Source organism: Methanosarcina sp. KYL-1, from assembly GCF_024372725.1.
In the GTDB taxonomy this organism is placed as follows: domain Archaea; phylum Halobacteriota; class Methanosarcinia; order Methanosarcinales; family Methanosarcinaceae; genus Methanosarcina.
On sequence record NZ_VOUA01000018.1, the window covers coordinates 20,738 to 35,424 of the forward strand.

The window sequence follows — 14,687 nt, forward strand, 5'->3', positions numbered from 1 at the left end:
GATAGTTACCAGAATGACCATAAAAGGTATTGGAATGACTGAAACAGTCACATGTGGGAATATCTGAAAGTTATCGGAATGTACTTAGGCAGCAGTCAGAGAATACCTGACGATAAACACTTCTAATTGTTTAAGGAAATTATATAAAGGATTCCAGCGCAGGAAAAAGAAGATTCCCATGCCTGACTGCCTGACCTATTTCTTTCTCTTTCCCGTAGCTGTCATTATTGCCATCCTTGCGATGTCCGCAGGCATCTCAGGCACGAATTTCTGGATCCCGGTCTATATTATATGGCTTGGCATTGATACCAAAACAGCTTTCTGGCTCGGGCTTTTAACCATGATCTTCGGATTCGGTTCTGGGACGCTCAGGAACCTGAAACAGAAAACCATCAACTGGCCCATAGTGAAAGAATACCTGAAAATTACAATTCCTGCAGCTGTATTCGGGGCCCTGCTGGTCCCCTTTGCCCCGGAAGGGATACTTTTACTCCTGTTTGCAAGTTTTATCCTCATATACGGAAGCTACCTCGTATACCGTTACTGGCTTTACCGCAGGGGAAAATTCCAGGAAAAACTCGCAACCCGCGACCACATCTGCTGGAAACGCGCTGCCGTTGCCGGCTTCCTGAAAGGGCTCATCGCAACCGGGCTGGGCAAACTGATAACGCCCTGCATCATGGAACATAAAGAAATAAAGTCTCCTGCGGAAGCCGTGGGCTCCACGGTCCCCATAATCTTTATTGTTAACTTTATTGCCCTCCTCTTCCGCCTGACCCCGGACTTCATTTCAGTCCTTGCCGACCAAAAAGAAATGATCTTTGACGTAATGCTCTGGGTTGCCCCCGGAGTTATCCTGGGCGGGCAGATAGGGCCGGCGGTTGCAAGAAAACTGTCGGTACAGGGCATGAAACTGTATACTGGAAGCCTGCTTATAGGTGTCAGCCTGTTGATATATATAAGGGCCTTTACCCTTTTTTAACGGAAAAACTCCAAAAAGCCAATATAGAAGGACAGGACAATAACTCAATAGCAGTCAAAATTTTAAAGAGACTGCTTGAAACCACTTGAAACTTCATAATGCTCTTAAGACTGATTATGACTGTTTAAAACTGTTTAAAACTGCTTAAGACCACTTAAGAATGCTTAAAAACCCCTTGAAACAAACAAAGAACCCAAAAAACTGACCACCCATGTTTATTCAACTCTTTTCTCTGTTCCTGATTATCCCCCTTGTGGAACTCTACCTCCTCATCAAGATCGGGGGCATAATCGGTGCCTTCAATACCGTGCTTGTAATCTTCATAACCGCAAGCCTCGGCGCTTACCTTGCAAAAAGCCAGGGCTTCCTCGTACTCCGCAAAATCCAGGAAGCAACGAACCAGGGCTACATGCCCGGAAACGAACTCCTTCACGGCCTCTTCGTACTGATCGGCGGCTTTGCCCTCCTTACCCCCGGCTTCCTGACCGACGCCATCGGGCTTTCCATGCTCATCCCCCAGGTCCGGGAAATCTACGTGGGCCTTGCAAAAGAAATGCTCCGGAAAAAGATTGAGAGGGGAGATATGCAGATGCGGATGTACACGAATTTCAGGTGAAGCCTGTAAAGGGAGACACCTTTACTTTTTTGCTTTTTACATTTTACTTTTCTTTTTTCCCTGCCCTGTAAACCCGTATTTCTCCAGGCCGCCTGATCTGACCTGGCCGTATGGGAAGTAGTCAGTGCGTTCGACCTCAAAACCGTTTAAGTTTGCAGGAAAGAAAGGGTTTTAACAGGAGGGGACTGTCGCTTCGCAAAACCCCGGACTCTCACCGGGCGCGAGCGCAGCGAAGCGGCCGGCTTTTTCATAAAAATATATAAGTAAAGACTTAAAATAAGACCGGTCTGGCTTGTGTTCTGGTGCGTGGATTCCAAATTAAAGCCAAATATTTTTTACTGAACACTTCAGTTCAGCCAGCCGTCTTTTCTTTTTGCCATGAATAGTAGTATTAAACAGTTATTAGGGTATACTTTTAAGTCATCAGGATGCCCTTATACAGTCTTTTGGATATACATTATAATCATGCAAATGATCTTTAGAGGCCATTGTGAGACACCTTAAACTGCGCAAATTAAAATTAAAGGTCCCTGGAACATATTTTTTAGTTTGCAAATACACTTTCTGGAAAAGGCCGGCCTCCTTCGTCGGCCGGTGAGAGCGCCGGTACTCTATAAAAAGTAAGACTTGGAAATGTGGTTTTAGTCCGCTTGAGCGAGCAACGCGAGCGAAACGGACCCCGTGCTCCCGAAGCGGAACTCGGGCGAGCGAAACGGACCCCGTGCTCCCGAAGCGGAACTCGGGCGAGCGAAACGGACCCCGTGCTCCCGAAGCGGAACTCGGGCGAGCGAAACGGACACCGTGCTGTTGCGATTGCATCGCAACTCCCAGAAAATCTCCAATTTTCTGTGATCCCGAAGCGAAATTCGGGCTTCAGAAAAGAAGCCCGAATATGTAAATCAGAAGCGGTGCCAGGAAAACCGTAATAAGCCCTGCGATCCCGATTGCAAGGCCGCTCATTGCCCCTTCGGTTTCCCCGAGTTCTATGGCTTTGGTGGTCCCGAGGGCGTGGGAAGCGGTTCCGATGGCAACGCCGACTGCAACTTTGTCTTTTATATGGAAGCAGCGGCAGATGAAGGGGCCGAGGACAGCTCCGATTATTCCCGTGATCACGATTGCTGCCACGGTTACTGCGGGCATGCCGCCGAGCTGCCTTGAGATTTCCATGCCTATGGGGGTTGTGACGGACTTGGGGACAAGGGAGATGCTCAGGGCTTCATCGAGCCCGAAGAGGCTTGAGAGGGCAAGGATGCTTGCCATGCCTGCGGTGCTGCCTGCGACTATGCCGGCAAGGATCGGGAGGGCGTCGCTTTTCAGGAGCTGGATTTTCTTGTAGAGGGGGACGGCAAGGACGACGGTTGCAGGCCCGAGGAAAAAGGAGATGTAGTCCCCGCCGCGGTTGTAGGTCTCAAAATCGATCCCGACGTACAGCAGGAAGAGAATTACAAGCACGCAACCCACAAGCAGGGGGTTTAAGGCTGAGACCCGGGTCTTCCTGTACAGGATGGTGCCTATCTGGAACGCGATCAGGGAAACCAGAATCCCGAAGAGGGGGGTTGAAATGAATTCATTAAGGAAATTATTAAGGAAATTATTAAGAAAACCATCAAGGAAAACATCAAGGAAAACATCAAGGAAATTTACCTGCATCTCAGTTCACCTGCTCAACCTTAAGCTCAGATGCCTGCGTTTTTATCGAGCTGATAGTGCCCGGGACAACCTTGCTTTCACTTTCCTCGCGGGATTCAGCACCCTCTGTCTTCCTCCCGAGGAACTTCTTTACAAGCTGCACGGTGAGCCCGGTTACAGCCAGGATAATCACTGTTGAAAGCACGGAAATTTCGAGAATTTCAGTCCACTTCCCTTCAAGCAGGGCAAAACAGGTAATCAGGCTGACCCCCGCTGGAAGGAAGAAAAAAGCCAGGTTATCAAGCAAAAAATCGCTGACTTTCCCTATCATCTCGAGTTTGATTATGCCTGCATACAGGCCGAAGAAAAGAAGCAGCATCCCTATGACGTTGCCAGGGACTGGCAGGCTGAAGGTTTTCTGTAACAGTTCACCCAGGAAATATATACTCAGTATGATTGAAAATTCTTTTAGCAAAACTTATTCTTCCTATGCTTGGCTGGAGGTTGACTAGCAGAATTGGGGTATATATACTTATCCGGAAGTTTGAAAATTTAGTATAAAGTAAGCGAGAACCGATACAGAGGCTGGAGAAGAAGCTAGATATAACGGTAGAGACGGGGGCTAGAGATGATACAGAGGCTGGAGAGACGATACGGGAGGCTGACCGATACAGGATAAAACAATACATTCATATCGCGCAAACTCCTATTTTTCATGGGGGTTTTGATGGGAGAGAAGCGATTCGTTTACATGGACCATGCAGCCACCACCTTCACAAAACCTGAAGTGGCTGAAGCTATGATGCCTTTTTTGAAAGAACATTTCGGGAACCCTTCGTCCCTGTACTCCATAGGAAGGGAAGCTAAGGAAGCCGTGGAAAGTGCAAGGGAACAGCTTGCAAAGGCGCTGGGTGCAAAACCCGAGGAGGTCTACTTTACCTCGGGGGGAACGGAGTCCGACAACTGGGCGGTAAAAGGGACAGCCCTTGCCAGGCAGGAGCGGGGAAATCATATTATCACAACGCCGATAGAGCACCACGCCGTGCTCTACCCCTGTGAGTACCTGGAAACGAAGGGCTTTGAGGTGACCTACCTGCTGGTGGACAGGTACGGGCTTGTTGACCCTGCGGACGTGGAAGCCGCAATCAGGGAAGATACCACCCTGATCTCGGTCATGTACGCCAACAACGAGATAGGGACCCTTGAGCCTGTCCCGGAGATAGGGAAAATTGCGAAGGAGCACGGGGTCCCCTTCCACACCGATGCCGTGCAGGTGATAGGGAAAATCCCCCTGGACATGCAGGGAAAGCACAAAGACATTGACATGCTCTCCTTATCCTCGCACAAGTTCTACGGGCCAAAAGGGGTGGGAGCCCTCTACATCCGGGAAGGGACGGAAATTGACAATTACATGCATGGGGGCGGGCAGGAGAGGGGACGGCGCGCCGGGACCGAAAACGTTGCAGGCATCGTGGGGATGGGAAAGGCAATCGAGCTTGCAACTGCAAATATCGAGGCACACAATGAAAAGATCAGGAAGATGCGGGACCGCCTGAAGGACGGGGTCCTGGAAATCCCGCACTGCAGGCTGAACGGGCACCCGGAAAAGCGCCTGCCCGGAAACCTGAACTTCAGCTTCGAGTACATCGAAGGGGAATCTTTGCTGCTCATGCTCGACCAGCTGGGAGTCTGCTGCTCCACTGGCAGTGCCTGTTCTTCGGGCTCTTCCGAACCCTCGCACGTCCTCCGGGCAATAGGGCTGCCCCCGAAAATCGCCCAGGGGTCCCTCCGCCTGACCCTGGGGGACGCAGATTCCGAAGAGGATGTCGATTATGTGCTTGAGGTGCTGCCGGGAATCGTTGAAAAGCTGCGGGCAATGTCCCCGTTCTACAAACCGGCAGCCGGAACGTAATACATGGCCTGATGTATGCAGGCCTGAATGGGATACAGGGGGAAATTTCGTGTACAACAAGACAGTGATGGACCATTTCATGAACCCGCGAAACGTGGGAGAGATAGAAGACGCCGACGGCGTGGGAGAAGCCGGAAACCCCCACGGGGATTTCATGAAGATCTTCCTTAAAATAAAGGACAACAGGATCGAGGACGTAAGGTTCAAGACCTTCGGCTGTGCAGCTGCAATCGCGTCCAGCAGCATGGCAACGGAACTGATCAAAGGCATGACCCTGGAGGAAGCCTGGGACCTGACGAATGAGGCTGTGGGCGAAGCCCTGGGAGGCCTGCCACCGGGAAAGCTGGAGTGTTCGGTGGTATCCAGGGAAGCAATCCACATGGCAATCAACGAATACCGCAAAAAGCAGGGGCTTGAGCCGCTGGAGGAGAAACTACCCAATCCGTAAAGAAAGAAGGAAGGAGAGAGAAACAGAGAAAGAAACAGAGAGAGAAACAGAGAGAGAAACAGAGAGAGAAACAGAGAGAGAAACAGAGAAAGAAACAGAGAAAGAAACAGAGAGAGAAACAGAGAAAGAAACAGAGAAAGAAACAGAGAAAGAAACAGAGAGAGAAAGGAGCAGGAGAAGACCCTGAAAACTGAGTCCGGCCCAAAAACCCGAAAAGCCGCACAGAGAGAGTTTTTAAGGAATATTAAGTTAAGAGCTGTCAAAAACTGTTTTTAAGCAAAGGTTGATGAAACTGGGAAATCTGGAAAGAACGGTACCAAAGTCAACCCTTGCTTTTCTGGAGGAAAATGTTCAAACTCACATATCCGGTGGGTTTACTTCTGCTCCTCATGGCTATGCACACAGGTAGAATATCATCAGGCAACATAAAGGGTTTTATTCGGCTAACGAATTTTGTTCTAAAAGCTAAGAGAAGGGCAATAGAACGGGACCAAAAGAACTCAAAAAGCCCGCTTGAGACCTAAAAACCTGCAGAAGCTTATCGTTAACTTAATCAGGAAAATACCAGATCATACCCTATGAAAAAAATAGGGATCATAATTACAGACCCGGAAGACTGGACAGCCCGGGCACTAATTGCTGCGGCGAAGGAAAAAGGCTTTTCCCCTCTTGTTCTCGACCTCAGGGCCGCAGAGGTCACCATAAACACGGAAACTGCCGGCCCGGTGGTTGCTAGCTCAATATCTTCCGGCTCTATAAATGCCGGCTCAAAAATTGCTTTTAAAACAGGGGACACCTGTCTCTCCGACCTTGACGCCGTGATCGTGCGAGACGTGGGAGCCGGGACCCTGGAAGGGGTTTCTTTCAGGTTCGACATCCTGCGGGAGCTGGAAGCCGAAGGAGTCCTCGTCGTCAACTCCCCTGAAGCCATCCAGAGCGCTGCAAACAAGTACCACGCCTCCTACCTTGTGGCAAAAGCCGGGCTTCCCATGCCAGAAACCATCGCCGTGCAGAGTGCAGAGGCGGCCATGAAGGTAATTTCACGGTTCGGAGACGCCGTAATAAAACCGGTCTTCGGGTACAAGGGAAAAGACATCGTGAGGGTAAAAGCCGGAGAAGTCCTGTTTTCGGATAGGAAAAGCGAACCTGCATCCGTTGAAGAGACGCTGGAAAAGCTGCTCGAAGAAAGGGGGATGCTTTACATCCAGGAGTTTATCAAGAACCCTGGCCGGGATATAAGGGCCTTTGTCGTGGGCGGGACTGCCGTAGGAGCCATTTACAGGAAAGCTGCTCCGGGCTCCTGGGTAAACAACCTGAGCCAGGGCGGAAGCGCAGACCGCTGCGTGCTGACAGAAGAGCAGAAAGCCATTGCAGAAAAGGCGGCCCTGGCCATCGGAGCGGTGTTTGCAGGCGTTGATATTATAGAAAGTTCTGCCGGAAATTCAGGAGAAAAAAGCGAGAAGGTAGCCAGCAGCATAAACCCGGGCCCTAAAATCCTCGAGGTCAACGGGACCCCCTCAGGAAAAGGGATTTTCGATGCATGGGGAATAAATCCGGCCGAACACATCATTGATTACATAAAAAATATTTTATGAAACGCCTATAAAGGATGCCGGACATACATATCACAAATATGTCATAAGAACCTCAAAAACATTACAGAAAACATTTAAGATATAGGTTGACCTTGAATAGGCCCGAGGCAAAGGATGAGTGAATATAAACAGTGCATAGTTAGCAGGGATGACCTGAAACTTTCAAAAGGCAAATTTGCGGTACAGGTGGCCCATGCTGCGGTTTCTGCGGCGGAGTGGGCAAGCAAGAGCGACCTTGAAAAGTGGAAGGAAGGCGGGCAGAAAAAAGTTGTCCTTAAAGTTCCCACCCTGCAGGACCTTTACGCGCTTAAAGAAAAAGCAAGACGGGAAGGGCTCCCTACAGCCCTGATCCAGGACGCGGGGCTTACGGAAATCCCCCCCGGGACCGTTACCGTACTTGGGATCGGGCCGGCAAAGGAAGAGCTTATTGATAAGATTACGCGGGACCTGAAACTTCTTTAAGAGCCGGAAGGCTGGAAATCCGGTTGAAAGGAGCCGGAGCCGGAAGAAGCCGGAAGAAGCCGGAACCGGAAGGGACCGGCACCAGTGAAAATCAGACTGAAGCAGACCAGTGAAATTGGACTAAAGCCGATAAGAGGAGAGAATCAGGTTTTCCGACTCCTATCGGTTAGCTACCTATCGGCTTAGCCATCTATCCTGGCAATCAAGCTTAGCGATTCAACTTGTCCGGCAAGCTTATCAGTCCCGGTTTATCAGTCACTTATCAGTCCCGGCTTATTCGCCGGCATGGCAAAGGTTCCGAATTATCCTATTTTCAGGAGGGCACCCATGAAAGACATCAGGATATCAGGCAAAACCGCAGCCTCGATTGTTGCTGTTTTATGTATATGTGCCGTGCTGGCTACGGCAGGAGTGTTGTTTTCGGACTCGATCTCGGAGTTTGGGGACGGGATAAAAGGTGGGATCAAGGGGTTCCTCGGCTCAAAACTGGAAGCCGAAAGTCCCGAACCGGTTTTTACTCCTGACCCGGCTTCTTTTACCGCCCCGGCTGTCCCGGCATATTCCCCTCTGGAAAATGAGGACACCCCGGTCCTGAGGACCCCACGCAACCCCGGCTTTTCCCTGAGCAGCAAATACCAGACTGCGGAATTTTTCCAGGGAGGAGTGAGTTACGTGAAAGTCACCATAAAAAACGAAGGCAATAACCCCATATTCATTGACAGGTTCGGGCTTTCGGTCAACGCCTCGGAAAACCTGATATATTCCGAAGACTGTGGAGCCCTGCTTGCCCCGGGAGAAGAACAGTGCCTTGGAGTGGTCACAGCCCAGATGCCCGAAGGGGAAGAAACCGCAAAGCTCAGCATTGTACTCTGGATGCTTGCCAGCACTTCGGAAGGGAAATGGCATGAATACGAGCCCCAGTTCATGGAAGAATTCACTGCGGACCTCAAGCCCATGCCCGAAAAGACATCTTCCCCCTACAGGTACAATCCCTCTTATTTCTTTGAGACCTTAAACCGGTTAGTAGAACCCTCCGAACCCACAGTAAGGGAAAAGGCAGCCGAAGTGGCCCGGACCCACCCCGGGGCCTACAACATCTACCAGGTCTGCGCTCTCTTTGATAAGGTCAGCAAGGAAATCGAGTACATAAACGACCCCAGAGGCAGTGACGTCTGGGAGCCTGCAAATGCCACCCTGAAAATAGGAGCCGGAGACTGTGAAGACCAGGCAATCCTGCTCTCCTCTCTGCTTGAAGCCGTAGGGGGCACGACCCGGATCTACCTTACCGATACCCACGCCTTTGCCGCAGTGTATATAGGCAACGGGACCGCGGCAACTGAAGCTGCAATAGAAGGAGTCAGGGCCTACTACGGCAATGTGGACGTGTATTACCTCACTGACGAATACGGTTCCTGGCTGATGCTCGACCCGACCTCCAGCTTCTATGCAGGAGGTCTCCCCGGAACAACGGCCCCGACGAAAGTCCAGGCTGAAGGGAACAGCGAAACATACAGGAGCTGGACCTTCGTGAATACAAGCGAAGTAAAAGTAATTGACATCAGCGCAGGGGCAGCTTTGTAAATCCCCGAAAGAAAAAGCCCTGAAAAAAACCTGAAAGAAAAAAGGAAATTAAAACCTGAAAAAAAAGGAAATTAAAACCTTACAAAGGAGTGCTTGTAGCTAATGGAAGTTCCTGAGATTGAAAAACAGATAGGAATCAGCCTTTACTCCACGGATACCGAAGGCCTTGGCGGGCAGCTCCGCCAGGAAGTGGAGGATTTCATCGTAAAAGAAATCACGAACAGAGAGGAAGGAAAGGAAGGAAAGTACCTTATCCTCGAAATCACCAAGCGGGACTGGGACACCCACCATTTCACCCGCTCCCTTGCCAAAATCCTGCAGATCAGCCAGAAGCGGATCGGAGTTGCAGGCACAAAGGACAAGCGGGCCCTTACCACCCAGAAAATCAGCATCTTCGACCTGGATGCCTCCGAAATCGAAAGGGTCCGCTTAAAGGACATCGAACTGAAAGTCCTGGGCCGCTCCAAAAAATCCGTGGAACTCGGAGACCTTACAGGAAACGAATTCATAATCACTATCCGAAACATCGATACCCCTGTGCCCGAGACAAAAGCCCTCCTCGCAAAAGCCACGGAAGAGATCCTGACAGCCGGCGGGGTCCCCAACTTCTTCGGGGTCCAGCGCTTCGGAGCAGTCAGGCCTGTTACCCACCTTGTAGGAAAAGCCATCGTAGAAGGCAGCTTTGAAAAAGCTTCTATGATGTACATCGCCGAACCATTCCCTGAAGAGCCCGAGGAAACAAAGAAAGCCCGCCAGTTCGTAAAAGAGACCCGCGACTTCAAGGAAGGCCTCAAGACCTACCCCCTCCGCCTGGGCCACGAACGGGCAATGATGAACCACCTGATAGCAAACCCGGATGACTTTGCAGGCTCATTCCTGGTCCTCCCGAAAAACCTCTACAGGATGTTCGTACACGCCTACCAGTCCTACATCTATAACATAATCCTCTGCCGCCGGATCGAACGCGGCCTCCCCTTAAACCAGGCAGTGGACGGAGACGTGGTATGTTTCAGGAACGAAGCCGGCCTCCCGGATTCCTCAAAAACCGAAAAGGTTACCTCCGAAACCGTAAGCGCCATGAACCGCCTTATAAAGCGCGGACGGGCCTTCATAACCGCCCCCCTCCCGGGCTTCAAAACCGAATTTGCATCCGGCATCCCCGGAGAAATCGAGCAGGAAGTCCTCGAAGAATTCAAAGTCCCCCTCGAAGGCTTCAACATCGAAGAAATCCCGGAAATGAGCTCGAAAGGCACCCGCAGGGAAATCCTCCTGCAGGTGGAGCCGAAGTTTGAGGTCTCGGAAGATGAACTGAACCCCGGAAAATCAAAGGCTGTGCTTGAGTTCATGCTGCCCAAGGGGAGTTATGCTACAACGGTGCTTAGGGAATACATGAAAGTGGATCCGCTGCAGATGAGCTAAAATGAGCTGAATTTACAAAGCACTCCTTTCCCGGAGTTCTCTTTTTTTAATTTTACCCCGGGAAGCCGACGACTTCCCGGACCCGGGCTCACCAACGCTCGACGCAGGTGAGCGGCTTTTCATCACAGAAAAATTATTTTTTCATATCTCTATATTATTCCGTTTCTCCTTCATTTCCCACTCTTCCGGATCCCAGAAACAAGAAATGCAATGCCAAACAAAAAGATTACAAGCAGGAACCCGAATACCAGATGAGCCGGTATCCCAAACACTTCTCCCCCTCTAAAATACGGGTCAACGGCTCTAAGAGAAAGCAAAAGAACTCCCACCAAAGCTAGCAGCCAGGAGCCAGAGACAAGGGCTTTGTTATTGCTTTTTCTCAGGAGTACTGCCAGCAGAATGAGCATTGCAGCGATGGCAATCGGAGGGAAATAAAAAGTAGCAGAGTTTTCGAGACCCTTTGTAAAGAAAATACCTTCCTCCCCGTGCTCAAAAGCATACAGCGTTCCCTCACTTGAAATCAGATACAATTTGTCTTTGTAAAGTGCTGGATGCGATACCTCGTATCCTTTTATTCTGCTGCTGCTCCATACAGTTTCCCCTGTAGTGGAATCAAAAACCTGTATTTTGTTCAGATCCGTAGAATATACGAATTTATCGGTAATCATAGATGAGGAAAAACTCACAGTGGAATCAGGATACTCTTTTAAAATTTCTCCTGATTTAGCATCTAATATGACAGGCCTATCGGAATTAACAAATATTTTATCATGTTTTAATTCGACGATGTTCGCCCAGCTACCTACATTTGTTTTCCAGACTTCCTCTCCCGACTCAAGGGACAATGCGATAATGTCCCCCTCGCCTACATAGATACAGACCAGGTCTTTGCAAAGGAAAGGGTAAAATGGGGAATACTCTTCTGATTGCGTGTATTCCCATACCTCTTTTCCTGTTTTTGTATCGAGTGCAATTAAACCCTTCATTACTACAGGCTCTTCCAGTTCAGGCTCCGGCTCACCGGATTCTCTCGTGATGGGGTCGGTATAGATGGTATGCAAAGCATGGTATCCGAATACCACGACGTTTCCATTCACAACGGGATCTCCCAGATAATAATCGCTCCTTCCTTCAGTTTCAAAGTCTGTTCTGTTAAATTCATAGTCCCATCTCAAAGCCCCGTTTTCAGTATCAATGGCAGCTACATACCTGTCGTAAGGCGTGCTGACAAACAATGTATTTCCAAAAATAATAGGAGTACTCCACCCGACATCCCGATATTTTTTACTCCATAACAATTCACCGGTTTTTGCATCCAGTGCATCAATATTTGGATAGTGCACGGCAAACAAAACCCCATCCTTATACCCGAGGTCAGCGCTCCATTCCTTACTCCAGAGTGGTTCACCCGTTTCCGCATCCATGGCTATAATCCCATTCTCTCCGAAGGCCCCTTCACTAAGGTAAAGGACACCGTCCGCAACAAGGTTTACCCAGGACTGCATACCGGACCTAAGCTTCCAGGGCAATTCATAGGTCCAGGCAACTTTTAAAGGTGGATCCAGGGTTACGGGTTCGATTTCGCTCAGGTGGAGCGTGAGGTTGTAAAACTCAAAGTCGTCGTAATTGCTGCCGTCCGAATCATTCCCGGCAATGATTTTTATGGTGTTGTTCCCGGGATTGAAAAAAGTAGGATGAAACGGAATTAAAATGTCCACTGCAGCAGAATCAGAAGTATTTTCAGGGATGTAGGCATTAAGATTCCCGATTTTTATCTCGTTGAGGTACACTTTATCTAAAAATTCGTCTCTCGGCTCCGGAACAACGCTTTTGACTGTCACCGTGAATTCAGCGTATCTTATGTCTGCCAGAGGGTCCAGGTTGAAAGTTGTCATATAAACCAGACCTTCCGGATCATGAGGGGTCAATTCTTCTTTAAAATCATCCCCAGGATGGTGGTGTTCAGCGTCAAGAACTATTTCAGACGCTGAAACTCCTGAAATGGAAGCAAATAAAAAAGCAAATAAGAGAAGCGCAGGACAGAGTAAATTTTTCACCATATGATTCATCGAAAGACTTCAAGACTTTTAAATGTTAGGAATTTAACTCAACAGGTTTTGAGTAAAATCAGCCAGGATTTGAATAGTCACGAAGGCATCTTACATTCCATTCTTCTACACATAATTCAGAATTTTATTAAGGAAGAAGCCGGTTGTGCAGGCACAAACGGTAAGAAAGAGAGGTTAGATATAGATATCGAAAGCAGATAAACGTAAAACAGAAAATCCAGCCTGAACTTCCGCCGAAAAGGGAAAAACAAGACCGTATTACTCTTCTCTCCTCTCTCTTTAAAAGAACACGAGTTTTCTTACTTCCTGCGTGGGGATAAGGTAGCCGTTGACCTCGTCAAGTTTGGGGTTTGCCGGGTCCACCCCGTATTTTTCAATATAGGCTTCCCTTGCCTCCTCCATTATTCTGGACATTTCCGGCTCGCTCATTACAACGTCATAATCCACGCCTTCTTTCGAACCCTCCGGAGGCTCGCCTGTCTCGGTGACCAGGACGCTCAGGTTACCATGAAAAACGGTGCCTTCCAGATAATGAGGAAGTTCACCCCTGGCAAATTTGAGGTCATTTTCCGTAATATCGTATTTTTCATACAGCTCCTGCAGTTCGGCATCCGTATAACTCACATCCGTACTATGGGGAATGTCGCCTGCCATTTCTTCCGGGCTTGTGTAATTTAATCCGAGAATTCCGATAATACACACAAAAACTGCGATTGCTGCTACCCATATTTTATTCATGTTAGGCCTCCACAGGTATCAAGATTGCATATAAGAAATCAGTTGCAGGAAATCGGCTGCATTACAAAGTAAGAAAGAAAGTTTAGACCATATAAATCTTCTGTGAAAAATCAAACATTAAGTTTTAAGGAAAAGAATTAAGGAACAAAACTCAAAGTTCCCCTCTAAATAGGGGGATCTGGACAGAAAAAGACAAATAGATCCTATATTTAAAAATTAATGGAGTTGGGCTAAAACCTGTAAAGTAGACAATGAAAGCCGGAAGATGAATTACGGGTGGGATGAGGTGAAAATAAATATGAAATTTGGAATGGCTGCGCTGCTTATATCAGTGCTGCTGGCGATCGTCTTCTTTGCACCGGCTGAGGACACACAAAAAGCCGCAGATAAAGGAGAAGAGGAAGAAGAGCAAGAAAAGGAAGGGGAAAAAGAGGGGGAAGAAGTAACTGCAGCTGCACCCTGGTTTAATGAAGGCGACCCCTGGTTTGTTGAGGGTGATGAATTAAACCGGCTCAGCCATGATGAACTCACAGCTCTTGCCGAACAGAACGAAACGGTAAGAAAACTACTCGAAGAAGACCAAAAGCTTGAGCCTGTTCAGATTGAAAGCCTTGAGGATATTGAACACCTTCCGGAAAACTATCCTGAAGAATTAAAAAAACTGATGATCGAAGATTATCTCGCAAGGCAAAATCTTTCGGAACAGCAAAATAACAATTCTGAAGATGGCCCCAAACCACCAATGGACGAAGTAAACGAATCAACAACAAGTTGTGCGAACTAATCAACAATAAATTAAGATAGCATACAAGCAGCTACAGATTAGGAACAAAGAGAACAGTTTAGCTTTCCTTAAGGGATGAAGACAAGTTCGACCAAACTTGATCAAGGTTCTACAAAAGGGAGAAAGGCGAAAATGTTACAAAAAATATCCATCCGGTCTTTAGCAACGATCTCTTTAGGAACCTTAATACTTGTTACAATTTTGTATTACATTGAAGAGTCATTTTTTCCGGGGCATGGTTCTTCTTTTATGCTCTTTAGCCAGTTCGTGGGTGGAGTGTTTTTTGCACTGATGATAGTGGCTGCAGGTGCTCTAAGCATTTCAGCCTTCAAACTCGTTTTCAGGAAAGATTAAAAAGAAATAAAGAAGAAACGGAAACCAGTGATGTAAGAACAGGATTCGGATAGGTACACATAAAGCCCGGCTGGAAACTACAAAACAAATCATAGCAA

Annotated in this window: 14 protein-coding genes; 10 read left to right on the top strand and 4 right to left on the bottom strand. The window is 48.4% G+C overall.

Going from position 1 to position 14,687, the window contains the following annotated elements:
• Nucleotides 1–178 precede the first annotated feature (178 nt).
• Nucleotides 179–982 carry a sulfite exporter TauE/SafE family protein gene (locus tag FTO70_RS12075; RefSeq protein ID WP_255336012.1) on the top strand — a complete coding sequence of 268 codons (804 nt, stop codon included), beginning with the start codon at nucleotides 179–181 and terminating at the stop codon, nucleotides 980–982.
• 211 nt (nucleotides 983–1,193) lie between these two features.
• Nucleotides 1,194–1,598, top strand: coding sequence for an FxsA family protein (locus FTO70_RS12080; protein WP_255336013.1), 405 nt, complete (start codon nucleotides 1,194–1,196; stop codon nucleotides 1,596–1,598).
• Between the two features lie 873 nt (nucleotides 1,599–2,471).
• On the opposite strand, the gene FTO70_RS12085 is transcribed toward FTO70_RS12080, so the two are convergent.
• Together FTO70_RS12085 and FTO70_RS12090 are read right to left on the bottom strand one after the other, a co-directional pair.
• Nucleotides 2,472–3,248 (bottom strand): LrgB family protein, encoded by a 777-nt coding sequence (locus FTO70_RS12085; protein ID WP_255336014.1) that lies wholly within the window; start codon nucleotides 3,246–3,248, stop codon nucleotides 2,472–2,474.
• A gap of 1 nt (nucleotide 3,249) precedes the next feature.
• The gene (locus FTO70_RS12090) at nucleotides 3,250–3,702 is read right to left on the bottom strand and encodes a CidA/LrgA family protein (protein ID WP_255336015.1); all 453 of its coding nucleotides are present in this window, start codon (nucleotides 3,700–3,702) and stop codon (nucleotides 3,250–3,252) included.
• Nucleotides 3,703–3,954: 252 nt separating this feature from the next.
• Between FTO70_RS12090 and nifS the strand changes: the two genes are divergently transcribed.
• The 7 genes from nifS to truD all read left to right on the top strand — a co-directional run bounded on the left by nifS (nucleotide 3,955) and on the right by truD (nucleotide 10,644).
• A complete protein-coding gene (nifS, locus tag FTO70_RS12095; protein ID WP_255336016.1) occupies nucleotides 3,955–5,139 on the top strand; it encodes a cysteine desulfurase NifS in 1,185 nt (394 codons plus the stop codon).
• A gap of 49 nt (nucleotides 5,140–5,188) precedes the next feature.
• Complete coding sequence (nifU, locus tag FTO70_RS12100) at nucleotides 5,189–5,587, top strand: Fe-S cluster assembly scaffold protein NifU (RefSeq protein ID WP_255336017.1); 399 nt, start codon at nucleotides 5,189–5,191, stop codon at nucleotides 5,585–5,587.
• Nucleotides 5,553–5,774, top strand: coding sequence for a hypothetical protein (locus FTO70_RS12105; RefSeq protein WP_255336018.1), 222 nt, complete (start codon nucleotides 5,553–5,555; stop codon nucleotides 5,772–5,774). Before nifU ends, FTO70_RS12105 begins: the two co-directional genes overlap by 35 nt.
• A gap of 391 nt (nucleotides 5,775–6,165) precedes the next feature.
• A complete protein-coding gene (mptN, locus tag FTO70_RS12110) occupies nucleotides 6,166–7,182 on the top strand; it encodes a tetrahydromethanopterin:alpha-L-glutamate ligase (RefSeq protein ID WP_255336019.1) in 1,017 nt (338 codons plus the stop codon).
• Nucleotides 7,183–7,296: 114 nt separating this feature from the next.
• Nucleotides 7,297–7,644 (top strand): peptidyl-tRNA hydrolase Pth2, encoded by a 348-nt coding sequence (gene pth2 / locus FTO70_RS12115; RefSeq protein WP_255336020.1) that lies wholly within the window; start codon nucleotides 7,297–7,299, stop codon nucleotides 7,642–7,644.
• A 327-nt stretch (nucleotides 7,645–7,971) separates the two neighbouring features.
• Entirely contained in the window at nucleotides 7,972–9,225 is a 1,254-nt protein-coding gene (locus tag FTO70_RS12120) for a transglutaminase family protein (protein WP_255336021.1), read from the top strand.
• Between the two features lie 102 nt (nucleotides 9,226–9,327).
• Entirely contained in the window at nucleotides 9,328–10,644 is a 1,317-nt protein-coding gene (gene truD / locus FTO70_RS12125; RefSeq protein ID WP_255336022.1) for a tRNA pseudouridine(13) synthase TruD, read from the top strand.
• Nucleotides 10,645–10,814: 170 nt separating this feature from the next.
• Here the strand turns inward: truD and FTO70_RS12130 are convergent, their stop codons facing one another.
• Both FTO70_RS12130 and FTO70_RS12135 read right to left on the bottom strand, forming a co-directional pair.
• On the bottom strand, nucleotides 10,815–12,704 hold the full coding sequence (locus FTO70_RS12130) for a PQQ-like beta-propeller repeat protein (protein WP_255336023.1): 1,890 nt from the start codon (nucleotides 12,702–12,704) through the stop codon (nucleotides 10,815–10,817).
• Nucleotides 12,705–12,992: 288 nt separating this feature from the next.
• A complete protein-coding gene (locus tag FTO70_RS12135) occupies nucleotides 12,993–13,451 on the bottom strand; it encodes a hypothetical protein (RefSeq protein WP_255336024.1) in 459 nt (152 codons plus the stop codon).
• 286 nt (nucleotides 13,452–13,737) lie between these two features.
• Between FTO70_RS12135 and FTO70_RS12140 the strand changes: the two genes are divergently transcribed.
• The gene (locus tag FTO70_RS12140; RefSeq protein ID WP_255336025.1) at nucleotides 13,738–14,235 is read left to right on the top strand and encodes a hypothetical protein; all 498 of its coding nucleotides are present in this window, start codon (nucleotides 13,738–13,740) and stop codon (nucleotides 14,233–14,235) included.
• Nucleotides 14,236–14,687: the final 452 nt, after the last annotated feature.